The organism is Bacillus sp. EU63 (assembly GCF_038592915.1).
GTDB classification, from domain to species: Bacteria; Bacillota; Bacilli; order Bacillales; family Bacillaceae; genus Bacillus; species Bacillus velezensis.
In genome coordinates, this window is sequence record NZ_CP151944.1 from 252,191 (window position 1) to 277,305 (window position 25,115).

Annotated in this window: 24 protein-coding genes and 1 other annotated feature; of the genes, 17 read left to right on the forward strand and 7 right to left on the reverse strand. The window is 48.1% G+C overall.

From position 1 onward, the window contains the following. The first annotated feature begins 125 nt into the window (after positions 1-125). Both NYE38_RS01390 and NYE38_RS01395 read left to right on the forward strand, forming a co-directional pair. Positions 126-1,046: a macrolide 2'-phosphotransferase gene (locus NYE38_RS01390; protein WP_025650175.1), complete on the forward strand. Its 921-nt coding sequence runs from the start codon at positions 126-128 to the stop codon at positions 1,044-1,046. 48 nt (positions 1,047-1,094) lie between these two features. After that, positions 1,095-1,345, forward strand: a binding site (T-box leader). Between the two features lie 87 nt (positions 1,346-1,432). Further along, positions 1,433-1,594, forward strand: a complete 162-nt coding sequence (locus NYE38_RS01395; protein WP_014416821.1) for a tryptophan RNA-binding attenuator protein inhibitory protein — start codon at positions 1,433-1,435, stop codon at positions 1,592-1,594. A 41-nt stretch (positions 1,595-1,635) separates the two neighbouring features. Here NYE38_RS01395 and NYE38_RS01400 read toward each other — a convergent pair whose 3' ends face one another. After that, positions 1,636-2,019: a DUF2512 family protein gene (locus NYE38_RS01400; RefSeq protein WP_003156684.1), complete on the reverse strand. Its 384-nt coding sequence runs from the start codon at positions 2,017-2,019 to the stop codon at positions 1,636-1,638. Between the two features lie 153 nt (positions 2,020-2,172). On the opposite strand from NYE38_RS01400, the gene NYE38_RS01405 reads away from it, so the two are divergent. The 4 genes from NYE38_RS01405 (at position 2,173) to tatC (ending at position 5,613) form a co-directional block, all read left to right on the forward strand. Beyond that, entirely contained in the window at positions 2,173-2,601 is a 429-nt protein-coding gene (locus NYE38_RS01405; protein WP_003156683.1) for a cell wall hydrolase, read from the forward strand. A gap of 263 nt (positions 2,602-2,864) precedes the next feature. Further along, the gene (locus NYE38_RS01410; RefSeq protein WP_017419337.1) at positions 2,865-4,616 is read left to right on the forward strand and encodes an alkaline phosphatase; all 1,752 of its coding nucleotides are present in this window, start codon (positions 2,865-2,867) and stop codon (positions 4,614-4,616) included. A gap of 12 nt (positions 4,617-4,628) precedes the next feature. Next, positions 4,629-4,826, forward strand: coding sequence for a twin-arginine translocase TatA/TatE family subunit (locus tag NYE38_RS01415; RefSeq protein WP_003156681.1), 198 nt, complete (start codon positions 4,629-4,631; stop codon positions 4,824-4,826). A 61-nt stretch (positions 4,827-4,887) separates the two neighbouring features. Further along, positions 4,888-5,613 carry a twin-arginine translocase subunit TatC gene (gene tatC, locus NYE38_RS01420; RefSeq protein WP_252052921.1) on the forward strand — a complete coding sequence of 242 codons (726 nt, stop codon included), beginning with the start codon at positions 4,888-4,890 and terminating at the stop codon, positions 5,611-5,613. On the opposite strand, the gene pcp is transcribed toward tatC, so the two are convergent. After that, positions 5,610-6,257: a pyroglutamyl-peptidase I gene (pcp, locus tag NYE38_RS01425; protein ID WP_017419339.1), complete on the reverse strand. Its 648-nt coding sequence runs from the start codon at positions 6,255-6,257 to the stop codon at positions 5,610-5,612. The two genes, tatC and pcp, sit on opposite strands and share 4 nt — an antisense overlap. Before the next feature lie 71 nt (positions 6,258-6,328). Between pcp and NYE38_RS01430 the strand changes: the two genes are divergently transcribed. Continuing rightward, on the forward strand, positions 6,329-7,456 hold the full coding sequence (locus tag NYE38_RS01430; protein ID WP_025650178.1) for an aminotransferase class V-fold PLP-dependent enzyme: 1,128 nt from the start codon (positions 6,329-6,331) through the stop codon (positions 7,454-7,456). 36 nt (positions 7,457-7,492) lie between these two features. On the opposite strand, the gene lmr(B) is transcribed toward NYE38_RS01430, so the two are convergent. After that, positions 7,493-8,932: a lincomycin efflux MFS transporter Lmr(B) gene (gene lmr(B), locus NYE38_RS01435; protein WP_007609218.1), complete on the reverse strand. Its 1,440-nt coding sequence runs from the start codon at positions 8,930-8,932 to the stop codon at positions 7,493-7,495. A 36-nt stretch (positions 8,933-8,968) separates the two neighbouring features. After that, positions 8,969-9,535, reverse strand: coding sequence for a TetR/AcrR family transcriptional regulator (locus NYE38_RS01440; RefSeq protein WP_017419341.1), 567 nt, complete (start codon positions 9,533-9,535; stop codon positions 8,969-8,971). 177 nt (positions 9,536-9,712) lie between these two features. Between NYE38_RS01440 and NYE38_RS01445 the strand changes: the two genes are divergently transcribed. The 4 genes from NYE38_RS01445 to NYE38_RS01460 all read left to right on the forward strand — a co-directional run bounded on the left by NYE38_RS01445 (position 9,713) and on the right by NYE38_RS01460 (position 13,939). Next, on the forward strand, positions 9,713-10,828 hold the full coding sequence (locus tag NYE38_RS01445; protein WP_017419342.1) for a type II asparaginase: 1,116 nt from the start codon (positions 9,713-9,715) through the stop codon (positions 10,826-10,828). A 196-nt stretch (positions 10,829-11,024) separates the two neighbouring features. Continuing rightward, positions 11,025-11,669: a triacylglycerol lipase gene (locus NYE38_RS01450; protein WP_017419343.1), complete on the forward strand. Its 645-nt coding sequence runs from the start codon at positions 11,025-11,027 to the stop codon at positions 11,667-11,669. A 137-nt stretch (positions 11,670-11,806) separates the two neighbouring features. Beyond that, complete coding sequence (locus NYE38_RS01455; protein ID WP_017419344.1) at positions 11,807-12,877, forward strand: helix-turn-helix domain-containing protein; 1,071 nt, start codon at positions 11,807-11,809, stop codon at positions 12,875-12,877. A gap of 129 nt (positions 12,878-13,006) precedes the next feature. Continuing rightward, a complete protein-coding gene (locus NYE38_RS01460) occupies positions 13,007-13,939 on the forward strand; it encodes an aldo/keto reductase (RefSeq protein WP_014416832.1) in 933 nt (310 codons plus the stop codon). Between the two features lie 43 nt (positions 13,940-13,982). Here NYE38_RS01460 and NYE38_RS01465 read toward each other — a convergent pair whose 3' ends face one another. Continuing rightward, the gene (locus NYE38_RS01465) at positions 13,983-14,978 is read right to left on the reverse strand and encodes a DUF5105 domain-containing protein (protein ID WP_017419346.1); all 996 of its coding nucleotides are present in this window, start codon (positions 14,976-14,978) and stop codon (positions 13,983-13,985) included. 122 nt (positions 14,979-15,100) lie between these two features. Here NYE38_RS01465 and NYE38_RS01470 point away from each other — a divergent pair, with 122 nt between their 5' ends. Both NYE38_RS01470 and NYE38_RS01475 read left to right on the forward strand, forming a co-directional pair. After that, positions 15,101-16,507 (forward strand): YcdB/YcdC domain-containing protein, encoded by a 1,407-nt coding sequence (locus NYE38_RS01470; protein WP_110085287.1) that lies wholly within the window; start codon positions 15,101-15,103, stop codon positions 16,505-16,507. Between the two features lie 200 nt (positions 16,508-16,707). Further along, a complete protein-coding gene (locus NYE38_RS01475; RefSeq protein ID WP_063636917.1) occupies positions 16,708-18,066 on the forward strand; it encodes a YcdB/YcdC domain-containing protein in 1,359 nt (452 codons plus the stop codon). Here NYE38_RS01475 and NYE38_RS01480 read toward each other — a convergent pair. Continuing rightward, entirely contained in the window at positions 18,063-18,566 is a 504-nt protein-coding gene (locus NYE38_RS01480) for a M15 family metallopeptidase (RefSeq protein WP_017419349.1), read from the reverse strand. The genes NYE38_RS01475 and NYE38_RS01480 overlap by 4 nt on opposite strands. Positions 18,567-18,675: 109 nt before the next feature. On the opposite strand from NYE38_RS01480, the gene NYE38_RS01485 reads away from it, so the two are divergent. Together NYE38_RS01485 and NYE38_RS01490 are read left to right on the forward strand one after the other, a co-directional pair. Further along, the gene (locus tag NYE38_RS01485) at positions 18,676-19,797 is read left to right on the forward strand and encodes a tetratricopeptide repeat protein (protein WP_014416837.1); all 1,122 of its coding nucleotides are present in this window, start codon (positions 18,676-18,678) and stop codon (positions 19,795-19,797) included. Positions 19,798-19,913: 116 nt separating this feature from the next. Then, entirely contained in the window at positions 19,914-20,690 is a 777-nt protein-coding gene (locus tag NYE38_RS01490) for a glucose 1-dehydrogenase (protein ID WP_017419351.1), read from the forward strand. Between the two features lie 3 nt (positions 20,691-20,693). On the opposite strand, the gene NYE38_RS01495 is transcribed toward NYE38_RS01490, so the two are convergent. Then, entirely contained in the window at positions 20,694-21,932 is a 1,239-nt protein-coding gene (locus NYE38_RS01495; RefSeq protein ID WP_017419352.1) for an MFS transporter, read from the reverse strand. A gap of 350 nt (positions 21,933-22,282) precedes the next feature. Here NYE38_RS01495 and NYE38_RS01500 point away from each other — a divergent pair, with 350 nt between their 5' ends. Next, positions 22,283-23,962 carry an alpha-glucosidase gene (locus NYE38_RS01500; RefSeq protein ID WP_128974173.1) on the forward strand — a complete coding sequence of 560 codons (1,680 nt, stop codon included), beginning with the start codon at positions 22,283-22,285 and terminating at the stop codon, positions 23,960-23,962. Positions 23,963-24,147: 185 nt separating this feature from the next. Next, positions 24,148-25,113, forward strand: coding sequence for a metal ABC transporter substrate-binding protein (locus NYE38_RS01505; protein ID WP_025650183.1), 966 nt, complete (start codon positions 24,148-24,150; stop codon positions 25,111-25,113). The last annotated feature ends 2 nt before the right edge of the window (positions 25,114-25,115 follow it).

Genomic DNA, 25,115 nt, shown 5'->3' on the forward strand with positions numbered 1-25,115 from the left:
GAACCTGAAGTAATAGTGAGGGGGCGGCGATTATGCCGCCCTCTTTTTGGCGTCTTCACATATCTCTTTCTCCTCCGCCTCAGGCGAAGCTCTGTGTCAGTCAATAAGGGAAATGGGGAAACGAAATGACAAAACAAAGGGAAATAGAAACCGTTCTGAACATCGCAAAGGAAAATGGCTTACGGTTAAAGTATGAAGGGGCGGACATAAATGAAACGGGTATGGACTTCCAAGTCGTATTTGCTGAAGATGACAGCGGCATGACATGGGTGCTCCGAAAGCCGCGCCGTCCCGATGTTATCGATAGAGCGGCTGCAGAAAGCGGCGTTCTCGCGTTTCTCCGCAGCCATGCCGCGGTAGCAGTGCCCGATTGGCGGATTCATACACCGGAACTGATCGCTTATCCGAAACTGGACGGAATACCCGCTGCCGCAATTGATCTGGATAAGAAACAGTATGTCTGGAATATGGAACACGAGCCGCCTTCAGACGGTTTTGTCGGCTCGCTTGCCGCGTCATTAGCTGAGCTGCACGGGGCAGACCCGGATGCGGCCTCCAGATCCGGAATTGAAATCATAAAACCGGATGACGTCAGGCAAAGGGCGGCGGAATCAATGGATCACATAAAAAAAGAAATCGGGGTCTCAGAGCCGCTTTGGAAAAGATGGCAAACGTGGATAAATGACAGTTCGTACTGGCCTGATTTTTCCGCGCTGATCCATGGCGACTTGCATCCTCCGCATATTTTGATCGGCGAAAATCAGCGTGTGACGGGTCTCCTCGATTGGACGGAGGCAAAGGTTGCCGATCCGGCCAAGGATTTTGTCCTTTATCAAGTGATATTAGGAGAAAAAGAAACAAAACGGCTGATGAAGAGCTACGAAGCTGAAGGCGGGCGCGTCTGGCCGAAAATGCAGGAGCATGTGACAGAATGGCAGGCCGCTTATCCCGTGGAAACGGCGAAATTCGCGCTTCAGACGGGGCAAGAGGAGCATATGCAAATGGCGCGGGACATGCTCGGCCTGTCCAATCCGAAAGGTTATTGACTTCCGCCGGATGACAGCGTATGATACATTTTAAAATAAAAGAACGGATGAACAATGCTGAGGAAGAGTAAGTACGCATCAGCGCGCGGGGTTCAGAGAGTCGGTGGCCGCTGTGAACCGATCCCCGTCCGGTGCCAAATGGGCTTCTGAATTGCTGCGCTGAAATGACAGTAGGCGGTGCCGGGATTCTTTCCCCGTTATCAAGAAAGGAGTATTGAAACCGTGTGTTTCTGTACTTTTTGAGAGAATGGCTCTTCAGCCGTTAATAAAGGTGGCACCGCGAAAACCTCGTCCTTTGATGGACGGGGTTTTTTGTGTTGTTAAGGAGGTGATGGCCATGGAAAGTGAATGGAGACGGACAGACAATCAAAAAAGGAGGGATATTCATGGTGATCGCAACCGACGATCTTGAGCTCACGTGTCCGCATTGTGAAGGAACCGGCCAGGAGAAGGAAGGGACGCCCTGTCCGAAGTGCGGCGCGAAGGGCGTCATATTGACGGCTCAAGGAAACACGCTGCTGCATTTTATCAGAAAGCATATTGATTAGTGAAATCAAACGAAAAAGGCCGTTATCCGGCCTTTTTTACGTTATTCGGACCGGGGTTCTAAAAAACGGGACCCGCCCAAGTCTTTTCTCATCAGATAGATATGGAAAAAATATTCTCCGACGGCGATGATGACGGCGGAAATAAGGGCGGCAAACGCCAGTCTTCCCCCGGAAATGCCCATGGACAGCGGCATTCCCATCAGCCAGACAACAAGAAACGCGATTCCGAAATCAGCGGACGCCGCCGTGATATTATTCCATCTCGGAAGCACGTACAAGTCGCCCGTAAAGTAGGAAACGGCTCCCAGCACAATGGTCATCAGCAGCACGTCGCCGAATGTAAAGCGAAAACCTAAGCCGAGTATCAGATACAGAATAATGATGGTCATAATGCCTTTAATGGCAAGCGCTTTAATGTGTTCCATGCGAATTCCTCCTTATGGAAATCATGTTAGTATGTTTCCTCATAACGTGAAATATAAACCCTTTTTTCGTGAACATTTGTTTTCTGGCTTTTGGCTGTCATCACTGGGCCGCTGCTGAATATGATGAAAGGAGAAAATACGGGAGGTGTCATGATGGCAGTCGTAAAAGCGTCGAGCGCCGATGTCGATCTAATGGCAAGGCTGCTCAGGGCGGAAGCGGAAGGCGAAGGGAAGCAGGGAATGCTTTTGGTCGGCAATGTGGGAATCAATAGGGTGCGGGCGAATTGTTCTGATTTTAAAGGCCTGCGCACCATCAGGCAGATGGTGTTTCAGCCGCACGCGTTTGAAGCGGTGACTCACGGATACTTTTACCAGAGACCGCGTGAATCCGAGCGGAGGCTTGCCCGCAGGAACATTAACGGAGAACGGTTTTGGCCGGCTAAATTCAGCCTGTGGTATTTTAAGCCGCCGGGCAACTGCCCGCAGACTTGGTATGGCCAGCCGTTTGTCGCCAGATTCAGATCCCACTGCTTCTATCAGCCGACAGGTGAGACGTGCGAAAACGTGTACAATACATTTTAATCCCGGGCGCACCGTTCTTAGAATGAACGGTGTTTTTTTAATGTTTTGTGAAGAAAAATAGGAAAAAAGTGCGCTTGACGGATGACAAGCCAAAAAGAAACAGAGGGGGTTTTCTCCCGGCGGGGCAAGGTTTGTCGAAACAATGTGAAAAATGTCTCCCGCCGTCCATTTTTCAGCCTTACAAACCCTTCACACTTCTTCATAGCGGTTTAACATTTCTTTTTTATAATAAGGGCGATCAATGAGACGAAAGGGGAACTGACATGACACATGACGGCCGTTTAGATGAATGGATCAAGGAATTGGAGAACAAAAGCTTTCAGAACAATACGTTTGACCGCCGCGCATTTATACAGGGCGCCGGGAAAATCGCCGGTCTTTCCCTCGGGTTAGCGATCGCGCAATCCATCGGCGCGTTTGAAGTGAATGCCGCTCCGAAATTTTCAAACTATCCGTTCACCCTCGGCGTAGCCTCCGGCGACCCGCTGTCTGACAGCGTCATTCTCTGGACGCGTCTTGCCCCGGACCCGCTGAATGGGGGCGGCATGCCGAAGCAGGCCGTGCCGGTAAAATGGGAAATCGCTACTGATGAACATTTCCGTCACATCGTCAAACGCGGAACGGAAATGGCCAAGCCGAATCTCGGACACTCCGTCCATGTCGAGGCGGACGGGCTCAAGCCCAATAAAGTGTACTATTACCGGTTTAAAAGCGGGCATGAGCTCAGTCCCGTCGGCCGGACGAAAACGCTGCCCGCTCCCGGCGCTGACGTATCCGCCATGACGTTTGCATTTGCCTCATGCCAGCAGTATGAACACGGCTATTATACGGCGTATAAACATATGGCGAAGGAAAAGCTTGATCTCGTGTTCCATCTCGGAGATTACATTTATGAATACGGACCGAACGAATATGTGTCAAAAACAGGAAATGTCAGGACGCACAGCAGCGCTGAAGTGTATACACTGTCAGATTACCGCAACCGTCATGCCCAATACCGCTCTGATGCCAATCTGAAAGCCGCCCACGCCGCATTTCCGTGGGTCGTGACGTGGGACGATCATGAGGTGGAAAACAATTATGCCAATATTATCCCTGAAAAAGGCCAATCCGTGGAAGCGTTTGTGCTCAGGAGGGCCGCCGCTTATCAGGCTTATTATGAACACATGCCGCTCAGGCGCATGTCATTGCCGAACGGTCCTGATATGCGGCTGTACAGGCAATTTTCTTATGGCAATTTGGCATTGTTCAATGTGCTTGATACAAGACAGTACAGAGATGATCAGGCCAACGGCGACGGGAATAAGCCGCCTTCTGATGAGTGGAGAGACCCGAAGCGTACATTGATGGGGACAGAACAGGAGCAATGGCTCTTCGGCAATTTAGCCGCCTCAAAAGCGAAGTGGAATGTGCTGGCGCAGCAAATCTTTTTCGCGCAATGGAATTTCGGAACAACCGCCAATCCGATATACAGCATGGATTCATGGGACGGCTACCCGGCGCAGCGGGAGCGGGTCATCAATTTTATAAAAAGCAAAAACCTGAACAATGTCATCGTGCTGACGGGTGATGTTCACGCAAGCTGGGCGTCAAACCTGCATACCGATTTTAACCAAACGAATTCAAAGATTTTCGGAGCCGAATTCGTCGGGACTTCCATTACATCTGGAGGAAACGGGGCGGATAAACGGGCCGATACGGATCAGATCTTAAAACAAAACCCGCATATTAAGTTTTTCAACGATTACCGCGGCTATGTCCGCTGTACGGTGACCCCTGCCCAATGGAGAGCGGATTACAGAGTGGTGCCGTACGTGACGGAGCCGGGGGCTGAGGTATCCACGCGGGCTTCATTCATTTATCAGAAAGACCAGACGGGGATTCGGAAGGTCTCTCAAGCGGCGGTTGCAGGCGGTTTAAAGCAGTCAAACGAGGTGGAAGAGGATCGTTTCTTCGCCCATAACAATGCGCATGAAAAGCAAATGAGAAAGAAACGGGCCAAAATCTCACAATAAGGAGGCACACTCATGTTTTCAAATATCGGCATTCCCGGGTTGATCCTGATCTTCGTCATCGCTCTCATCATTTTCGGACCTTCAAAGCTTCCGGAAATCGGCCGTGCCGCCGGCCGCACGCTGCTTGAATTTAAAAGCGCCGCAAAAACACTGGTCTCAAATGAAGAGCCGGACAAGCAGACGGCTGAGAAAGACAAAACGGCAGGCTGAATCCTGACATGGGGGCAGACGAATCCGCTTCTGCCTCTTTCTCTATAAGGAGGATGTACGATTGGATAAAAAAGAAACCCACTTGGTCGGGCATATAGAGGAAGTCCGGCAGCGTCTCATTAAAACCGTTATCGCCTTTCTCGTGTGTTTTATCGGCGCCTGCTGGTTTGTGCAGGATATTTATGACTGGCTGATCAAGGATTTGGATGGCAGGCTGGCCGTTTTAGGGCCGAGCGAGATTTTATGGGTGTATATGATGATTGCGGGAATATGCGCCCTTACGGCAACGATTCCGGTTGCGGCCTTTCAGCTCTGGCGTTTTACGGCGCCGGCTTTGACCCCGTTTGAACGCCGCGCCGCTTTGCTTTACATTCCGGGGCTTTCGGTTTTGTTTATCATCGGAATTTCCTTCGGGTATTTTGTGCTGTTTCCGATTGTGCTCGGATTTTTAACACAATTATCCGCCGGCCATTTTGACATGGTATTTACGGCGGACAAGTATTTTACCTTTATGCTGAATCTTACATTGCCGTTCGGATTTTTGTTTGAAATGCCTCTGGCCGTCATGTTTCTGACACGGCTCGGAATCGTGAATCCAACCCGGCTGGCAAAGGCGCGGAAGCTTTCGTATTTTGTGCTGATCGTCGTCTCTGTGCTGATTACGCCTCCGGATTTTATGTCTGACTTTCTCGTCATGATTCCGCTGCTCGTCCTCTATGAAATCAGTGTGACGCTGTCCCGCATCGTTTACCGGAAGAAATGGGCCGAGGCGCTGTCTGCAGCTTAGTGAAGTTCGCCTCCGCCGGTCTCAATATCGTCCTCATGCGCCGCGGCGGTCACCGCGGCGATTTTGAGCGCTTTTGTCACGAGATCCAGGCTGAGGCTCGGCGCAGACTTCTGCAAAGTTTGCTCCGGAATGTACGGGATGTGTATAAACCCGCCGCGGATGTGGGGATGATGGCAGGCGATTTCATCCATCAGGCCGTAAAAGAGGTGATTGCATACAAACGTCCCCGCCGTGTAGGATACAGCCGCGGGAATGCCTTCCTTTTTGATTTCCTCAACGATCCGTTTGATCGGAAGGCCGGTCCAATAGGCCGCGGGACCGTCTTGAGAAATGTTTTCCCCGACAGGCTGGTTTCCTTCGTTATCCGGTATGCGCGCCTCATTGAGATTGATCGCGACCCGTTCCGGCGTGATCTGCATTCTGCCGCCTGCCTGTCCGACACAGATGATAATGTCAGGCTGATGCTTTTTGATCGCCTCGCGCAGCACGGCAAGGGACTTATAAAAAACGGTCGGCACTTGTTCAGATACGATAGAGGCGGGGCCCTCAGCGGCACCGTCCAGCCGTTTGACCGCTTCCCATGAAGGATTGACCGTTTCCCCGCCGAAGGGGTCAAAGCCTGTCAGCAATACTTTTTTCTCCATATAAAACCCTCCTTTTCTTTTTACCATACTCTATAATGGACATATATTCCTGCCGAAGGGGGAAACATGTCTTGAATTCGCCTCTGATGCAATACCGATCTTTATTTCCGGCGCTCCGCACACATACGATGCTCGCCAGCTGCTCTCAAAGCGCTCTTGCCCTGCCGGTTTCAAAAGCGATCAATGACTACCAGGAAAGCCTGCTTCAGCATGGCGGAAACTGGGAAGAAGCCATTGGACGTACGGAGCAGGCAAGGTGTGAATTTGCGAAATTGATCGGCGCCCATCCTGAAGAAATCGCCGTTTTACCTTCAGTAACGGCTGCTGTCTCTGCCGTCGTTTCCGCTTTACCGGATTGCCGAAAGAAACAGGCGGTGTATACGGAATTGGATTTTCCGGCGATCGCCCACATTTTGAAGGCACAGACTGAGATGGAGCTTTCAGTCGTGCCGTCTGAAGATGGAATGATCCCGCTAGAGCGGTATGAGACGTACATATCGGAACAGACGCTTTTCACCTGTGTGCCCCATGTGTCATATACGTCGGGGTTTGTCCAGGATATGAAGCGCATTGCCGAGATATCCGCAAAGAAGGGATCGCTTCTTTTTGTCGATGCTTATCAATCGGCGGGGCACATCCCGATTGATGTAAAAGAATGGGGAGTTGATATGCTGGCCGCGGGTGCGAGAAAGTATATGCTCGGCATACCGGGAACGGCGTTTCTTTATGTCAGAAAGGAACTTGCCGAACGGCTGAAGCCGAAAGTCACCGGGTGGTTCGGGCAGCAGCGGGCGTCGATGCTGGATTTAACCCGTTTTTCTTATGCGGACGGAGCCAAACGCTTTGAGACCGGGACCCCGGCATTTATCAGCATATATGCGGCACAGGCGGCTTTATCTCTATTAAACGATGCCGGCACAGACCGCATTCACCGGGAAGTAAAAAAACTCAGCGCATTTGCGTATGAATACGCTTCTGAAAAAGGACTGAATCTCACAGGGCCGCCGTCTGCCGATGACAGACCCGGCATGATTTCCATACGGGATGAAAAAGCGGCGGAAACGGCTGCGCTGTTGAGGCGGAAAAACATCGTATGCGCACCCAGCGGACAAATCATCCGGCTGGCGCCTCATTTCTATAACACGGCTGACGATCTGATCTATGCGATTGATGAACTGGCTGAAGCGCGCGGTATATAAAAAAAACAGCAGACTCACGGGGAGCCTGCTGTTTTCTTATGAATGATTCACTTTGACCCGTTTCATAAAGAAAGCGCTGATCAAGCCGATAACGGCGACAATCATCGCGAAGATAAAGGCGTGCTGGACGCCCGCAATCAGCGCGTGAGAGTATGCGGAAGGATCATTCGGGTTTTTCGCGGTGCTCATATAATTTTTCTGGCCGGCCGCCATGATGCTGACCGCCACCGCAGTGCCGATTGCGCCGGCCATCTGCTGGAGCGTATTCATAATGGCTGTTCCGTCCGGATAAAATTCCGGCGGCAGCTGATTTAAGCCGTTCGTTTGCGCCGGCATCATGATCATGGAAATGCCGATCATCAGGCATGTATGAAGCGCGACAATCAGAAGCGCCGTAGAAGCGCCGTTAATGTTTGAGAAAAACGAAAGCACAGTTGCCGTGATGACAAATCCGGGAATGACAAGCCACTTCGGCCCGTATTTATCAAACAGACGTCCCGTCACCGGAGACATAAAGCCGTTTAAAATACCGCCCGGCAGCAGGATGAGCCCGGACGTAAACGCCGTCAGCATCAGTCCGCTTTGTAAATACATAGGCAATAGGAGCATTGTCGATAAGATAACCATCATACAGATAAACACAATCACGACACCGAGAACAAACATCGGATAGCGGAAAGCGCGCAGATTCATCATCGGCTGCTTCATTGTCAGCTGCCTGATGGAAAATAAGATGAGCGCGATCGCACCGACAGTGAGTGAACCGATAACCGTCGGGCTTGACCAGCCGTCTGATCCTTCGCCCGCATTGCTGAATCCGAATACGATGCCGCCAAACCCGATCGTAGACAGAATAATGGAAAGCACGTCAATTTTCGGTTTTGTAATGTCAGACACGTTCTGCATGTAGGCGATGCCGAATAAAAGAGCCAACACAAGAAACGGCAGGGAAATCCAGAAAATCCAATGCCAGTTCAAATGCTCTAACACAAGCCCTGAAAACGTCGGACCGATCGCAGGAGCGAACATGATGACAAGCCCGATCGTCCCCATCGCCGCTCCGCGCTTATGCGGCGGGAAGATGACGAGGATTGTATTAAACATCAGCGGCAGCAGCAGCCCGGTTCCTAAAGCCTGCACGATTCTTGCCGCCAAAAGAAACGGAAAGCTCGGCGCAAGCGCTGCAATCAGCGTGCCGATAATGGAAAAAGCGAGTGAAACGATAAACAGCTGTCTCGTCGTAAACCATTGCAAAAGCAGACCTGATACCGGCACAAGAATACCGAGAACGAGCAGATAGCCCGTCGTCAGCCACTGGACGGTCGCAGGAGTGATATGTAGCTCCTTCATCAGATCAGTCAGGGCGATATTCAGCGCCGTTTCACTGAACATGCCGATAAACCCTGCCGTCAGCAAAGAAATCATGATCGGCATGACTTTATATTGTTTGGAAGGCTGAGCGTTTTCCAAAATCATTCTCCTCTCTTTCTATACGTACATGTCTCTCGTATTTTATGTCTTCAGCAGGTTGGGGATTTGTTTAGAAATATGGAGGATCGGCATTTTGTCTTTTTTGGCTAAGGACACAATGATGCCGCCTTCTATCATGGCATTTAAAACAGTGCTGATTTCCGCCGCTTTCTCATCAGAAAAACCGGCTGATCTTAATTTGCCCGCGAACAGATTCTCCCATTCCTGATAAGCGCTTTGACAGGCCTGCCGGAGCTTTTCGCTCTTTAAAGCAGTCTCGGCAGCCAGTAAACCGACAGGAAACCCTTCAAAATTCTCCGGACATGTGAATTGCCGTGATAAGTCCTGTAAAAACGCTTGAATGCTTTCCGCAGGATCAGGATAGGCATCAAGGCTTTCTTTTATTTTCATACGGATATAATGGCTCATTTCATTGACAGCCTCAATGGCGAGCTGCTCTTTGCCGTCCGGAAAATGATAGTAAAGAGAACCTTTCGGCGCACCGCTTTCTTTAATAATCTGATTCAGTCCCGTGCCGTAATACCCCTGAAGCTGAAACAGCCTGGTTGCCGCGGCGAGGATTTTTTCACGAGAATCTCCATAGCTCATAATGTTCCCACCTTACTGATTTGTGACAAATTTAAAATATAGTGACTGGTCTATTATCTGGATTTCGCATGACGGTGTCAAGAATTTTTAACGGTTATTTTCTTCGGAAGGTTGCCTGACAAGCGCGTTGACCGGTGAGAGGAAAATCTTCATAAATAAAGAAAAGGAGAGAAAAGAATGAAAAAACAATTCATGCCCTTCATTACATTTATCACGGCTCTGCTCTTCATCGCGGCCGGCTGCTCCCAATCTCCTCAAACGAAAGAAACACCGCCCCAGATGGCAGCCGCAGCCTCTGCGAAAAAAGACGGACTTCCGAATATTAAAATTCTTGCCACCGGCGGCACAATTGCAGGCGCTGCTCCTTCGAAGACGTCCGCTACGGAGTACAGGGCGGGGGCAATCGGAGTTGATGCCCTGATTCAGGCCGTTCCGGAGATAAAAGAGGTCGCGCATGTGAGCGGAGAACAGGTTGTGAATATCGGCAGCCAGAATATGAATAACGAGACACTGCTGAAACTTGCAAAACGGGTAAACAAGCTGCTCAAGTCTGATGATACAGACGGCATTGTCATTACACATGGAACAGACACACTTGAGGAAACCGCCTACTTTCTCAATCTGACGGTCAAAAGTGACAAGCCCGTTGTTGTCGCCGGGTCAATGCGGCCGTCCACGGCGATCGGAGCGGACGGGCCGTCCAACTTATATAACGCTGTAAAAACAGCGGCTGCGCCTGATGCGAAAGGCAAGGGGACGCTTGTCGTATTAAATGACAGAATCGCTTCGGCGCGCTATGTGACAAAAACCAATACAACCGCGGCCGACACATTCAAATCGGAAGAAATGGGTTATATCGGAACAATTGCTGATGACGTCTATTTTAATAACATCATGACCCGAAAGCATACGAAGGATACAGATTTCAAGATAGATAAACTTGATAAACTGCCGCAGGTCGATATTATATACGGCTATCAAAATGACGGAAGCTATCTCTTTGAAGCCGCCGTAAAATCAGGAGCGCAAGGCATTATTTTTGCAGGCCCGGGAAACGGCTCAATGTCTGATGAGGCCCAAAAAGGCGCCGTAAAGTCGGTCAAAAGCGGGCTGGCGGTCGTCCGCTCCACAAGGACGGGAAACGGAACGGTAACACCTAATCGAGAGTATGAAAAAGACCATTTGACAGCTTCAAACTCTCTCAACCCTCAAAAAGCGCGGATTCTTCTGATGCTTGCGCTGACAAAAACGCATGATCCTAAGCGGATTCAAACCTATTTCAATGAGTACTAGGAGTAGAGAACCGGGTGTTCTCTCCTTTGTTGGTATGCCGTATTAAAGCATAAGCGTGCTTTCGGGAAAGGGGCGTCTTTCTCATTTTTCCGCTCTTTTTTTAATTGTTGAAAACAGTAAAAAATAAACTATTTTTTCCTTTTCTCCTCTAATAGAATGAAAACTGCAAAAATATTACATAGCAGGAGGAAAGTTCATGAAACATATAAAAAGCAAAATCCTAGTCATCCTTACAGTTTGTATGCTGTCCGTCATTTCCGTATTTGCCTTCCAGCCGACCGTATCGAAAGCCTCCTCAGGGCATAACCCTGTTGTCATGGTCCACGGAATCGGCGGGGCGTCCTTTAACTTCGCGGGAATCAAAACATACTTGGCATCCCAAGGCTGGTCAAGAAAAGAGATGTACGCCATTGATTTCTTAGACAAAACCGGAAACAACAGACACAATGCGCCGAGACTGTCCAATTACGTGAAAAAAGTGCTCAGCGAAACAGGTGCGAGTAAAGTCGATATCGTCGCGCACAGCATGGGCGGAGCCAACACACTCTATTACATTAAAAATCTTGACGGCGGAGACAAAATCGCAAACGTCGTAACACTGGGCGGAGCGAACGGCCTTGTGACCAACCGGGCGCTTCCGGGGACTGATCCGAACCAAAAGATTTTATATACATCGATTTACAGCTCAGCGGACTTAATCGTCATGAACCCGCTGTCACGGCTGATCGGCGGGAAAAACGTGCAGATTCACGGTGTCGGACACATCGGACTTTTGATGAACAGCCAAGTAAACGGGCTGATTAAAGAAGGTCTGAACGGCGGCGGACAAAATACAAATTAACAGTTTCAAAGCCCCGGAGAATGAGAATATCCCGGGGTCTTTTTTTTCTTCCATATTCTTTTTTCGCCGTAAACCAAGCCCTCTGAAGTTATTTTTGTTAAAATAATAAAGTTATATCAGAATTCGGAGGGTTTATTGTGGGAAAAGTGAAAAGAAATGCCCCTTGCCCATGCGGCAGCGGGAAGAAATATAAAAAATGCTGCGGAAGCAAAGAAGCTGCCATTCCGGCAGACATCGCGGCAAAAGAAGCGAAACAGATTCAGGAAAGCCTAATGGAGTACGCCTTTACAGCACATAGAGACGGCATATCATCATTTATTAACCAGCACGCATTCATTACGGAGCTGGACAGACAGACAAAAGACATCGGAGTCTTCAACCTCGGCATCTGGGGAATTTTCTTCCGTCCGCTGGCAGGCGGCAAGACGATTTTTGAAGAATATCTTCAGAAAAAAGCCGGCGGGATCAACCGCCCGAAAACACGGGAAATCGTTGAATCATGGAAAAGCATGACACCTGCCGTTATGGTGCTTGAAGATGTGAAAGAAGGAATGATTCACTTTGAAGATGTGATGACGAAAAAACAATTCAAAGTGGAAATGGACGTCAGCCAGCAGGATCTTCCGCCGGCGGGAAGCCTGATTCTCGGCTATCCGATCCACGAAGCGGAAAAAGCGGAGTTCTTCATGCAATTTACGATCTTCCCTGTGAAGCGGACCGAAGCTCTAATCAGCAAAGTGAAAAAGGCGGCGGCCCCGGCCCTTGCGGAAGGCAAATCGCCTGAGCGCTTTATGCAGGAAAACTTCGACACTGTGCTGGCCGCTCTTTTAACAACTGCGGAAGAGTCTGAGCAGGCTGCTGAAGAAAAACAGACAGAGTGGGCGAACGACATGGAGAAGGAAACGGCGGACGCCATTGAAAAAGGCCTGAGCGGGGATGAATACCCGGCTGAGCTGGTTCCGGCCGTGATTGATCTGTGGAAAACGTTCTGTGTCAAAAAAACACCGACGATCAGAAAGCCTGAAGCTTTCGCGGCGGCGGTCGAATATTACGTGAACAGCATTTCTCTGAACGGCGCGTCCGTTTCTCAAGCCAAGCTGGCGAAGAAGTACGGCGTCAGCGCCTCAACGATTTCCAGCCGCTATAAGGAAATCGAGGGTGCTCTCACGGATGAAGCCGAACGCTTCGCCGCAGCTCTGACATCTTAATACACAGCAAAAAAACCTTGAAGGGCAAACGCTTTTCAAGGTTTTTTCTATAGATAGGCTCTCAGGCAGGATAATTCTTACCGGTTATCTAATACTAAACAGAGCGATAAAAGGAAGGGAGCCTGAGCCATGGATGAGACACGTACGCTGGGCAGGACGGATTTACGGGTAAAGCGTATCGGCTTTGGCGCTAATGCGGTCGGAGGACATAATCTGTTTCCGAATCTTAATGATGAAACGGGAAAAGAACTCATCCGCACAGCGCTGGACGGCGGCGTCAATTTTATTGATACGGCGTTTATATACGGTTTGGGGCGTTCCGAAGAGTTAATCGGTGAAGTTGTCGCAGAGCGCGGCGTGCGGGACAGCCTCGTGATTGCGTCAAAAGGCGCGCACAAAGAGGTCAACGGACAGATCGAGCTGGACAACAGCCGTGAATTTCTCCGGAGTGAGGCGGAAAACAGCCTGAAGCGGCTGAAAACAGACGTGATTGATTTGTATTACGTCCACTTCCCTGACGGCAAAACACCGCTCTCCGAAGTGGCGGGCACGTTAAAAGAACTGAAGGACGAAGGGAAAATCAGAGCAATCGGCGCGTCCAATCTCAGCTTCCGGCAATTGCAGGAGTTTAACGCCGACGGCTATTTAGAGGTTTTTCAATCGGAATATTCACTGATTCAGCGTGAGGCGGAGCACGATCTGCTGCCTTATTGTGAAAAGAACGGCATTTCCTTTATTCCTTATTTTCCGCTTGCTTCCGGCTTGCTGACGGGAAAGTTTACAAAAGACACAGTCTTTGAGGACAGCCGAAAGAACAGGCCGCCGTTTCAGGGAGAAGCTTTTCACCAAAACCTGGAGCGAGTGGATAAGCTTCGGGCCGTTGCGGAAGAAAAAGGGGCGCAGACAGCGCATATCGCACTCGCGTGGCTTCTGTCGCAGCCGGCGGTGGATGCGATCATTCCCGGAGCCAAACGCCCCGACCAGCTGAAACACAATCTGGACGCGCTTCATGTGCAGTTAACCGAGGATGAGGTTCAATTTATCAGTGACATCTTTAAGTGAAAATAAAAAAAGGAAATAGCCTGCGCTATTTCCTTTCTTGTTGTCAGGACGTTTTCAAAAACGCTTCTGTCAATCCTTCCAGATCGGCGTCTGTATCCAGATACCACTGGCCGCGGGCGTTTTTCTTCATCTCAATTTCTCTTGTAACGGAAGAAGAAGCCGGTTTCAGGCGCATAAACTCTTCCGGATAGACAGAAAGAAGGTGGCTGACAATTTCGTTTTCATCAGCATCAGGGTGCTTTCCGGCATAGTCTTGCACGCGGTCTTGCAGCTGGCCCGCAAGCGGAGACATATCAAGCGGCGTCACTTTTGCTTCAAGGACGGCTTTTTTGCCTGACATGGATTTGGTATGCACCTTGAGCTCCGTGTTATCCCGAAGCGCTGATGACATGGCGTCAATAATAGCGGTAATGGCTTTTGAATCCGCCTGTTCTTGTGAAATGCCTGCTGAGGTGATAAAGCTGGCTTTCGCCGATTCCTGATATGCGGCGGCCGTCATTTTTTCATTTACACCGGTCAGGCGGGTGAAATCTTTATTGTGCTTGCCGTACAGCATCACATCAATGTAGGCGGATAATGCGTCCGCCGGGTCAGGTTTTGCGTTTGAGGCTGTGCCTTTGACTTTCAGTTTATAAGATAAAGGCTTCGCGTCTTTTGCCTGCGGCTGATATACCAATTCATAGGATTTGCCTTCGTCAGCCGTGAAGTACAGATTGCCCGTCACTGTCTTACCCGCATGAAGCGTGCCGCTCTGCAACAAGTCTTCCTTATCGGCCTTGGCTGTTTTTGCGTCATCCTGATAAAGCGAGAAGTCGCTGCTTTTGACGGTAAGCGGGTCTTTGCCCGTATTTTTGACGGTGACCGTTACTTTCAGCGCGGCCGAATGTTCAGTATCGTCTGAAGCGGCCCATGCCGTCTCTTTTATTTTCACTTTCGCCGTGCTGCTTTCCTGGCCGCCGCTCGTTTCGCTGCTGCATGCGGCGGTAAATGCCGTGAGAAGCAGAATGAAAAACACGGCGCTCATTTTTTTGATGGACATCTGGTTTACCCCCTGTTGTTATTAATTCGATAGTCATGAAGACAGACAGGTTAATTATACTAGTTTTGTATAAAAGAGTCTTGGTAATCATCAATCTTTTTGGAAGAAAAGGAAGTGTTATGATGAAAAAAGAAGAGTTGAAACAGCTGGCTCTCCGAATCGGAAACGTACCTGCCCGCTATGAGAGTAATGTGGAAGAATACCAGGAAGATGAGGTTCTGTTTTGGTGGGAAGATAAGAATGATCCGGAAGCCGGCATCATGGTCGAATTAGACCGGGACGGAAAACTGAAATACTTATCCCGTCCGGCTTTCCGGACTGATCTGCCGCCTCTTTCGGAATCGGACATAGAAGAACGGATGCGGGCGTTTTTAGAAACCCATCGTCCTGGGGCATTGGTTGAGTTCGAATTGGAAAACAGCGGCTCCGCCAATGATGGTGATGTGAGATATTCCTATGTTCAGATGGCTGACGGTCTGCCGCTCCCGCTGACCGGGTTTTACGTCGATCTGTCTTTGACAGGGGAAGTAACCGGCTTTTCTTACCATGGGAAGGCCGATAATCTTGTAAGACCCGGAACAATTGCGGACAAGCGGGAAGCATTGGCTCACTTTGTCAAACATATTGAAGCAGAGCTGTTGTTCACCGTGCTGCATCAGTCCGTCTATGTGCAGGGGGATGACAAGCCCCATCTCGTCTATGAAATCGTGTCTCCGACGCGGCCGATATCGGCCGATCTGAAGGAAGAGGAAGAGAATGAAGAAATAGACGAATATGAAGAGCTGGAAGACGACACGCTGCCGTATGTCCCGATTTCACGCCCTGCACCTGAAGCGGAAAAGATGAGCATCAATGACATGATCGGGCTGCACGACGGTTTTTATAAAGAGAGGGAAAGCGATCTTGGAGAGGGCTGTATCGGCATTGCCTGGCGTCCTGAAAAAACAAAATCCGTACGGGAAGATAAAAGCTTTGAAAGTCTGTTAAAAGAACGGAATGAACACGTATTGAAAACAAGGTATGATAAAGAATCGGGCCGGCTCACCGGGGTGATGTCATTTATAAAAGTTGAAGGCGAACCGGTGTTTTCCGAGGAAGAATGCCATCACAGGGCCATCCGCTTTTTGTTCGCCATGTTTCCGGAAGCGGATCAGTATTTCCGGGTTCAATATGATGAACCGGATGATGAAGGAGAAAACGCAGGGCTTACATTTAAGGCTTGTCCGGGCGGTGTTGATTTGCGATTCGGAGAGGGGAGAATCTGTGTCAGCAAAAAGACGGGTCTTGTCACTGTATATATGCCGCCGGAAATTGATCCGAAAGAGCTCGAGGAAATCGATCCCGTTCCTTCATTGACATTGGGAGAGGCGAAGGACGCGATCCGCCGGGCCATCAAAGCAGAGCTCGCTTGGGATCGTTGTTACGATGACGACAGCTCCGGGAAAGTGTACAGGCTCGTATACAAACCGGTTTTCCCGCGGTTTATTGAGGCTCATACGGGAGAAGTGATTACGAGTTTAATAGGCTGAAGGTCATGGGCGTTCGTCCCGGGGCTTTCAGAGGGAATGTGACATTTGTATGAAAAAGTGCCGCTCTGAATACGGCTCTTTTCCCTCTTTGCTAAAAATAGACACATAAAAGGCACTTTCTTCCCTTTAAAAGGATAAGGGCGTTTTTATATAATAAAAAACAGTTCTTTTTTATACACTCTTCTGAAAGGATGACCCCATTGCTGAAAGAACATCTGAGAAAAAAAGCGCTGGAAATCGGGAACATACCGCCGCACTATGAGCTTGAAATAGAAGATTATGATGAAAAACAAAAAACGAAAGCCTATTATATATGGAAAGATCGTAACCAGCCGGATAAAACGGTCACGATTGAGCTGGGCGACGACGGATCTTTGCTTACTTATTCACGCAACGACTGTCCGGGTTCAGACATGCAGCTGTCAGACGCCGAATTAAAGCTGACGGCTCTTCGGTTTGCGGCGAGACACCGCCCGCTTACTTTTATGAATTTCATCTTTCAGGCGAGGGAAGAACGCAATGGGTGCATCCGATTTATCTATACAAAAAAAGTGCTCGGCCGGCCGCTTCCCGATTCAGGTTTTTTCGTTGATGTAACCAGGAGCGGCTTCGTCGTGCAGTTTATCTATTACGGGGATAAGGGTGAAGCGCCCGTTCCGGAAACATTCGTCGATCGGGAAAAAGTCGTCTCGCATTATATGAGTGTGCTGACATTCAGTCTCGTCTATGATGTGGTCAATTTTGAGAAAATACCGCGTCTCGTCTATGAACCGATTCTGCCGGCTTACAGCTATCCGGCCGGTGAAGATGATATCGTGCCGGATCAGCAGCTTTGCGAAGACAGGAATGAGCCGGCAAAACCGCTTCCCGCGTTTGAACATAAACGGGAAATCAGCCTGGATGAATTAATGGGGTTTACCGCGGATATGGTTCAGACGCGCCGGCGCGATCTCGGGGATGAGATCGGAACGACATGGCGGAAAGGGTCGGTTCCGGAACGGAAAGATTTGAGTATCGAAAGCTATTTTGAAAGCAGCAACAAAAATACAATGAAGATGAAAACGGACAAAAAGACAGGGAAAATGACAGCCTTTAAATCTTTTATTGAGCATCAGGGCCCGGCCTTTTATTCTGCGGAAGAGTGTGAGGCCGTCGCGCTTCAATTTTTATACAAACTTTATCCGAGAGCGGACGAGTTTTTTAAAATGAACCCGCTGAAAACGGACGGAAGGGGCAGGTTCCGCTTCCATTTTTCCATATGGCATCAGGATATTCCGCTGCGGTTCGGCGCTGCGAGAATACTTGTCAGTCCCGTAACGGGGCTTGTGGAAGCTTACATGGCGCCTGACATTGACCCGGAGCAGCTGGAGAAGATCAATCCGGTGCCGGCCGTTACTCCCGAAGAAGCAAAGGCCGCTTTTTTATCCGATTTCCATCTGCGGCTGGAGTGGCAGCGCGATTTTACGCCGTCCGGCAATGAAGGATATAAGCTTGTGTACAGGCCTGTCTATCCTCCGTACATTGATGCGCAAAAGCGAAAAAAGAAAAGGTTTTATTAGCCAGGGATCATTTGTAAATGAGGATAATCTTTAAAGCCTCTCCAATCGCCTCCCCAATCAAAACCGAGCGTTTTGGCAATCGATACGACCTCAAGCCAATCGGGCGTGCCGTTTCGGTTTCCGTCGTACGTCATATCCCAAATCAGGCTTCCATCCTTTTTTTGCAGGGCGAAGTCGATCGCAAGGCCGTAATTGTGGTAAGATTCCCCGCCTTTTGCGTAGGTGACGATATTTCCTTTTTTTGAACGTCCTTGACGGTACAATTCGTTTTGTTCCTCAATTGATCTGAAACCCTCTGTGATAACGACGGTGATGCCTTTTTTCAGAGCGGCCGTCCGCAATAGCTCCGCATTCTGTTTCACGAGCGGATGAAGAGCGTTTGGAATGGCTCTGTCTTGTAATGCCGTCTGCGGCCTCAATTCTTTCTGCACATAGGAAAAACATAGGTCTGCGGAAAAGAAGAGGATCAAAAGCAGCGCAATTCTGACTGATAGTTTCATGGTGAATTCTCTCTTTCTTTAATTGGTTAAAATCTTTGTTTGCTCACTGCCATAAATTTGCTATGATAAAATATAACATAATTAGTAGCCGGAGGAAGGAGGCAAATCTATGAAATCCAAGATTCCATCTGAAGAAGTGGCCGTAAAGATGAATGAATGGTATAAGCTGATCCGCGCGTTTGAAGCCGATAAAGCTGAAGCGCTGAAGCGGGAGATTCAATTTGAACTCGAAGATATGGAAGAGAACCAGGATTTATTGTTGTATTTTTCATTGATGGAATTTCGGCACCGCATCATGCTGGATAAATTAAAACCCATGAAAGACGGCGACTGCCAGCCTCCGTTCTCTGAAATGCTCACTGAGATTGAGATGAACCAGCAAAAGCTGACCGGCTTACTGGAATATTATTTTTACTATTTCAGGGGAATGTATGAATTTAAGCAGAAAAACTTCATCTCAGCGATTTCTCATTATAAGCGGGCTGAGGAAAAACTTGAATATGTGGAAGATGACATAGAGAAAGCCGAGTTTTTGTATAAAATTTCTGAGGTGTACTATCATATCAAGCAGACTTTCTTTTCGATGAATTACGCAGGACAGGCGCTTGATATTTACAAGAAATATGAATTATACGGAATGAGAAGGGTGCAGTGCAAATTTATCATTGCCGGAAATCTGATGGACGCCCAGCAGCATAAAAAAGCGCTGGAATACCTCGAATGCGCCTTGGAGCACGCGGAGCGGCTTGATGATCAATATATGATTGCTGCGGCCTATTATAATATCGGGCACTGTATGTACAGTCTGGGTGACTTTTGCAAGGCGGCGGAGGATTTTGAACGGGCGGCCGCCGGATTTGAAGCACACAGCTTCCGGCAGGTCATCCAGGCTGTTTTTTCACTCACGCATATCTACTTTAAAACGGAAAAATACAGTGAAGCCGCCGCCAGCTGCGCGCGGGGCATGAGAAGCGCGGCGGAATGGGAAGATGAGATCTATCTGACGAAATTCCGTCTGATTAAAGAGCTTTATCAGGGGGAAGGCGGACAGGATTCGCTCAAAGAGTATTTTGACATTCTGGAATCAAAAGAGCTGTTGGCTGACACAGAGGAACTGCTTCAGGACGCGGCTCATTTCTTTCATCAACGGGAGAACTACAAAGCGGCATCTTATTTTTTCAGCAGGCTTGTCGGCGTGCAAAAAAGGCTGCAAATGAACAACTACGCATAATGAAAAAAAAGAACGAGGGAGCTTCGGTTTCATCGTTCTTTTTATGATCCCTTTTGTTTTCAGCCGATCAAAACCGGGTACATGCTCTGTATTAACATCAGGGAGGAAAAGAGACAATGTATCAGGATTTACAGGGAAAAACAGCAATCGTAACAGGTTCTTCGAAAGGAATCGGAAAGGCCATTGCCGAACGCTTCGGCAAGGAGCGGATGAATGTGGTTGTGAACTACCTCGGTGATTCCGCCGGAGCGGAAGAAGCGGCGGACATCATTGAGAAAGCGGGAGGCCGAGCCGTCACCGTAAAAGCCGATGTATCCTCAGAAGAAGGGATTCAGGCGCTGTTTCATGCCGCGCAGGAGCATTTCGGGGGCGTGGACGTGATGGTCAACAATTCCGGCTTTAACGGAGCCGAAGCGATGCCCCATGAAATGAGCCTGGAGGATTGGCAAAGGGTCATCGACGTCAACGTGACCGGCACCTTTTTGGGGGCGAAAGCGGCACTGAAACATATGCTCGAGCGCGGCAAAAAAGGAACGGTCTTAAACATATCGAGCGTTCATCAGCAAATACCCCGCCCTGAAAACGTGCAGTACTCGGCATCCAAAGGCGGAATCAAAATGATGACGGAAACGATGGCGCTCAATTACGCAGACAAAGGCATCCGGGTGAATGCCATCGCTCCCGGCACGATCGCCACGGAGTCCAATAAGGATCTGGAAGATGAAACACATAAACAGGCCCAGCTGAAAAAAATTCCGATGAACGCCTTCGGAAAACCGGAAGAAGTCGCCGCGGCCGCCGCATGGATGGTGTCGGAAGAAGCGAGTTACGTGACCGGAACGACACTTTTCGTCGACGGAGGCATGACGCTTTATCCGTCTCAGCTGGAGTGAAAATTATACTAATTTCTCATTTTTAACGTCACTTTCTTCTTTTAGGAGACGCCAGTCTTCGTGTCGAAGTGAAGTGAACAGAAAAACAATATTTGTCAATATTATAATAAATGAGCCTGCCTGGAACACATGCAAAGTACCAAGTTTATGAGAAAAATAGCCTGCGGCTAAAACACTAAGGGGAGCCAGTAATGTTGAGATGAGCCTTGAACCGCTAAAAACTCGTCCTAAATAATCAGCAGGGACATGAGTCTGAAAAAGCAAACTTACAAGTCTGGAATTCAAACCTATGCTCCCCATTAAAATGGAATTAAGAATTCCGATTGTCAGCCAATGATCGCTGTGTGCAAGAATCAGTAAAGACAATGCAGTCATGAAAGATGAAATAAACAATGCATGTGCTGACTTGAAAAAACGGTGCACGTAGGGAAGAATAAGACCGCTAATGATTCCGCCTGCAGCACTTAGCGTATAAATGAAACCGATTTGTGTTTCCGTGATATGAAGCTCTTCTTTGAGTTTGAACATAATCATGAGAACCGCACCTGTTAACCCTAAATTTATAAATAGGTTCCATAACGTCAGCAGCTTGTAGACTTTAATCGAGAGGGTATATTTAAGACCCTCAAAACTTTTCCTGAGAATTTCCTTAGGAGTTGCAGCAGCTGTTATCTCTTTATCTGAGTAGTTTATTAATCTAAGCGAGAAGATAAGGATCAAAAAACCTGAAAACGTAAACCATAGGCTGTTAAATAAACCAAATATGGTTAATGATAAACCGGCTATTGAAGGGCCGATTGAAGTAGCTATTGATAAAGCGATCTGAGAAAAAGAATTAGCTGAGGGCAGATCACTCTTTTTCACGATTTCAGGAATGATAGATATGTCAGTTAAACCATACATCGCGATCAGCAGATCAATAAAAAAAGCAATAAATAAGACAAGGGGTGCCGTTAGGATCTGAAATTCATGGAAGATCGGAATGAAAGAAATGAGGAATGCCTGGGATATTGAAATGAAGATAAGTACCTTTTTTCTATTATATGAATCTATAACGGCACCGCCAAAATATGCTGCAAGAAAATCCGCCAAAAAACCTAAAGCGTAGCAAACCCCCATTAAAATTGGAGAGTTTGTGAAATAAAGTATTAATAAGGGGAGAACGAGGTCATATATATTTTCAGTTAATTTGTGTATAAAATTACTGCTGACAACAAAAAGAAGCGCTCTGTTTTTAATCATGATTTAATCCTTTCCGATAATGTTAAATACAATAAAGAGAAGAACTTAGGACAGCTAAGTTCTTCTCGATTACTCTACTCAATCGTAACTTCGTAATTGTCCCCTATTTCTTCCAGTAAGTCTTTGGCGCTTTTTGCTTCAATTGAGGCAGTGCCTTCTCATAAATCAGAATAATCAAATAATAACCAATTATTGCAATTTTGTAAATATATCTTGTAATAATTGGATTTTTTATTTTTCGGTCTGTGGCTCAAGTGGTCATATTGCGTTTGGGGAATATAGGGAAGACCTTGTTTACATTTAATAAAAATAAGGAAATCATCTATTAAAAATAAAGGAGATTAAACTTTATGGCGAGTGACTGGTGGAAAGACGCCGTTGTCTATCAAATCTATCCGCGAAGCTTTCAAGATACGAACGGCGACGGCATAGGCGACCTGCGGGGGATTATCGCGCGTCTCGATTATATAAAAGAACTTGGCGCTGATGTGATATGGATCTGCCCGATTTACCCGTCGCCAAACGTTGATAACGGCTACGATGTGACGGATCATCAAGCGATTATGGAATCCTACGGAACGATGGAGGACTTTCACAATCTGCTTACAGAATGCCGCAGCCGCGGATTAAAGCTTGTGATGGACTTCGTCTTAAATCATACATCCACGGAGCATCCTTGGTTCAAAGAGGCGGAAATGAATCAGGACAGCAAATACCGCGATTATTATATTTGGCGGCCGGGCACCACGGACGGCCCGCCGACCGATTGGGTGTCGGATTACGGACAATCCGTCTGGCAGTACGAAGAACATACGGGCGAATATTATCTGCATATGAACGCCGTCAAACAAGCCGATCTGAATTGGGAAAATCCCGAGGTTCGGCAATCAGTATACGAGATGATGAGATTTTGGCTCGATAAAGGCGTGGACGGATTGCGAATAGACCAGCTTCATCTTCTGTCAAAAAAAGAATATTTGCCGCCATATGAAGATTACATCGCCCGCCGGGCCGATCCGAAGCCTTTCCGGCCAAACGGGGCACGGATACATGATTACTTAAAAGAAATGACGAAAGAGGTATTTTCCAAATATGACGTGATGTCAGTCGGCGAGGCCGGATCAGTGACGCCTGAGGAAGGGCTCGTCTACACGGGAACCGATGAGCATGAACTGAATATGATTTTTCATTTTCAGCATATGGAGCTTGATCAAAAGCCGGGCCAAGAGCATTGGGATGTAAAACCGCTTGAGCTGTCCGATTTAAAGAAAGTGCTCACAGACTGGCAGGAAAAACTGGAACATCAAGGCTGGAATACGCTGTATTGGTGCAATCATGACCAGCCCCGGATCGTATCCCGTTTCGGAGACGAAGGCACATACCGCAAAGCATCCGCCAAAATGCTTGCCGCCCTGCTTTATTTCATGAAAGGCACGCCGTACATTTACCAGGGGGAAGAAATCGGCATGACAAACGCTCCGTTTGACAGAATAGAGGATTATCAAGATATTCAGACCGTCAATATGTATCATAAAAGGGTATTTGAAATGGGTCGTGACAGAGAAGAAGTCATGGCGTCCATTATGGCGAAAAGCCGCGATCATGCCCGTACACCGATGCAGTGGGACGGCAGCAAGAATGCCGGATTTACGGAGGGCGAACCGTGGCTGAAGGTCAATCCCAATTACAAAACCGTCAATGCTGCCGAGGCTCAGGATGATCCCGATTCTATATTGAACTTTTACAAAAAACTGATCCGCCTGCGAAAACAGTATGCTGATATCATAAAAGGCAGCTACACGCTGCTGTTTCCCGATGACCCGCAGCTGTTTGTGTATGAAAGACAGGCAAACGGACAAAAACTCATGTCCATCAGCAACGTATCGAAAGAAGAAGCCGCCTTTTATTGGCCGGACGGCTCCGAACCTGAAAGCGCCGAGCTGCTTCTCAGCAACTATGAAAATAACGGCGGCGCGGAATCCCGCATCACATTCCGCCCTTATGAAACAAGAGTCTATCTGCTTGCCTGATATGTGATACGACGCCCCCGTCCATACATGGCGGGGGCTTTTTAGGTAAATCGGATATCAATTTAGAAAAAAATATCTTGCAAAACGTAATTACTTCGTTTTATTATGGTATAGGTAACAAATGAAAGAGAAAGTACGCTTTGGAAATCGTCATCATTCTGATTTACAGAACAGGGGGAAACGGCTTGTTTAAAAAATGGAGCGGAATCATTGTCATTGCGGCATGCTTTTTAATCGCGGCGGGATGCGGCAATTCATCTTCAAAAGGTTCGTCAGGTTCTTCGAAAAGCGGCAAACTGCACGTCGTGACGACCTTTTATCCTATGTACGAATTCACGAAACAAATTGTCAAAGACAAAGGCGATGTAGACATTCTCATCCCGTCTTCGGTCGAACCCCATGATTGGGAGCCGACGCCGAAGGATATCGCCGGCATTCAAAACGCCGATCTTTTCGTATACAACAGCGAATATATGGAGACATGGGTTCCTTCAGCGGAAAAAAGCATGAGCTCTGATCATGCGAAGTTTGTAAAGGCGTCAAAAGGAATTGACTTACTCGAAGGTTCGGATGAAGATGAAGAGGAAGAGGAACATGGACACGGCGGTCATGACCACAGCCACAGCATGGACCCTCACGTGTGGCTCAGCCCGGTTCTTGCGCAAAAAGAGGTCAAAACCATTACGGCGCAGATCGTAAAACAGGACCCGAAGAATAAAGCATACTATGAGAAAAATAGTAAAGAATATATTGCAAAACTGCAGGATCTTGATAAACTATACCGTACAACATTAAATAAAGCGGCGAAAAAAGAATTGATCACACAGCACGCGGCATTCAGCTATCTCGCCAAAGAATACGGCTTAAAACAAGTCGCGATTGCAGGCCTTTCTCCTGAAGAAGAGCCGAGTGCGGCCAAACTGGCGGATCTCAAAACGTTTGCCAAAAAGCATGATGTGAAGATCATCTACTTTGAAGAAGTTGCATCGCCTAAAGTTGCAGATACACTTGCCGGTGAAATCGGCGCGAAAACGGAAGTGCTCAATACACTGGAAGGTTTAAGCCAAAAAGAACGGGATAAAGGCATCGGTTATATCGACATTATGGAGAAAAACCTTGATGCACTGAAAGATTCGCTATTGGTTAAATAACA

Excerpts from the sequence above, each read along its gene's own strand:
- NYE38_RS01390 (WP_025650175.1), top strand. The coding sequence starts at position 126 with ATGACAAAACAAAGGGAAATAGAAACCGTTCTGAACATCGCAAAGGAA.
- NYE38_RS01395 (WP_014416821.1), top strand. The coding sequence starts at position 1,433 with ATGGTGATCGCAACCGACGATCTTGAGCTCACGTGTCCGCATTGTGAA.
- NYE38_RS01400 (WP_003156684.1), bottom strand. The coding sequence starts at position 2,019 with ATGGAACACATTAAAGCGCTTGCCATTAAAGGCATTATGACCATCATT.
- NYE38_RS01405 (WP_003156683.1), top strand. The coding sequence starts at position 2,173 with ATGGCAGTCGTAAAAGCGTCGAGCGCCGATGTCGATCTAATGGCAAGG.
- NYE38_RS01410 (WP_017419337.1), top strand. The coding sequence starts at position 2,865 with ATGACACATGACGGCCGTTTAGATGAATGGATCAAGGAATTGGAGAAC.
- NYE38_RS01415 (WP_003156681.1), top strand. The coding sequence starts at position 4,629 with ATGTTTTCAAATATCGGCATTCCCGGGTTGATCCTGATCTTCGTCATC.
- pcp (WP_017419339.1), bottom strand. The coding sequence starts at position 6,257 with ATGGAGAAAAAAGTATTGCTGACAGGCTTTGACCCCTTCGGCGGGGAA.
- NYE38_RS01440 (WP_017419341.1), bottom strand. The coding sequence starts at position 9,535 with ATGAGCTATGGAGATTCTCGTGAAAAAATCCTCGCCGCGGCAACCAGG.
- NYE38_RS01445 (WP_017419342.1), top strand. The coding sequence starts at position 9,713 with ATGAAAAAACAATTCATGCCCTTCATTACATTTATCACGGCTCTGCTC.
- NYE38_RS01450 (WP_017419343.1), top strand. The coding sequence starts at position 11,025 with ATGAAACATATAAAAAGCAAAATCCTAGTCATCCTTACAGTTTGTATG.
- NYE38_RS01460 (WP_014416832.1), top strand. The coding sequence starts at position 13,007 with ATGGATGAGACACGTACGCTGGGCAGGACGGATTTACGGGTAAAGCGT.
- NYE38_RS01465 (WP_017419346.1), bottom strand. The coding sequence starts at position 14,978 with ATGTCCATCAAAAAAATGAGCGCCGTGTTTTTCATTCTGCTTCTCACG.
- NYE38_RS01470 (WP_110085287.1), top strand. The coding sequence starts at position 15,101 with ATGAAAAAAGAAGAGTTGAAACAGCTGGCTCTCCGAATCGGAAACGTA.
- NYE38_RS01480 (WP_017419349.1), bottom strand. The coding sequence starts at position 18,566 with ATGAAACTATCAGTCAGAATTGCGCTGCTTTTGATCCTCTTCTTTTCC.
- NYE38_RS01485 (WP_014416837.1), top strand. The coding sequence starts at position 18,676 with ATGAAATCCAAGATTCCATCTGAAGAAGTGGCCGTAAAGATGAATGAA.
- NYE38_RS01490 (WP_017419351.1), top strand. The coding sequence starts at position 19,914 with ATGTATCAGGATTTACAGGGAAAAACAGCAATCGTAACAGGTTCTTCG.
- NYE38_RS01495 (WP_017419352.1), bottom strand. The coding sequence starts at position 21,932 with ATGATTAAAAACAGAGCGCTTCTTTTTGTTGTCAGCAGTAATTTTATA.
- NYE38_RS01500 (WP_128974173.1), top strand. The coding sequence starts at position 22,283 with ATGGCGAGTGACTGGTGGAAAGACGCCGTTGTCTATCAAATCTATCCG.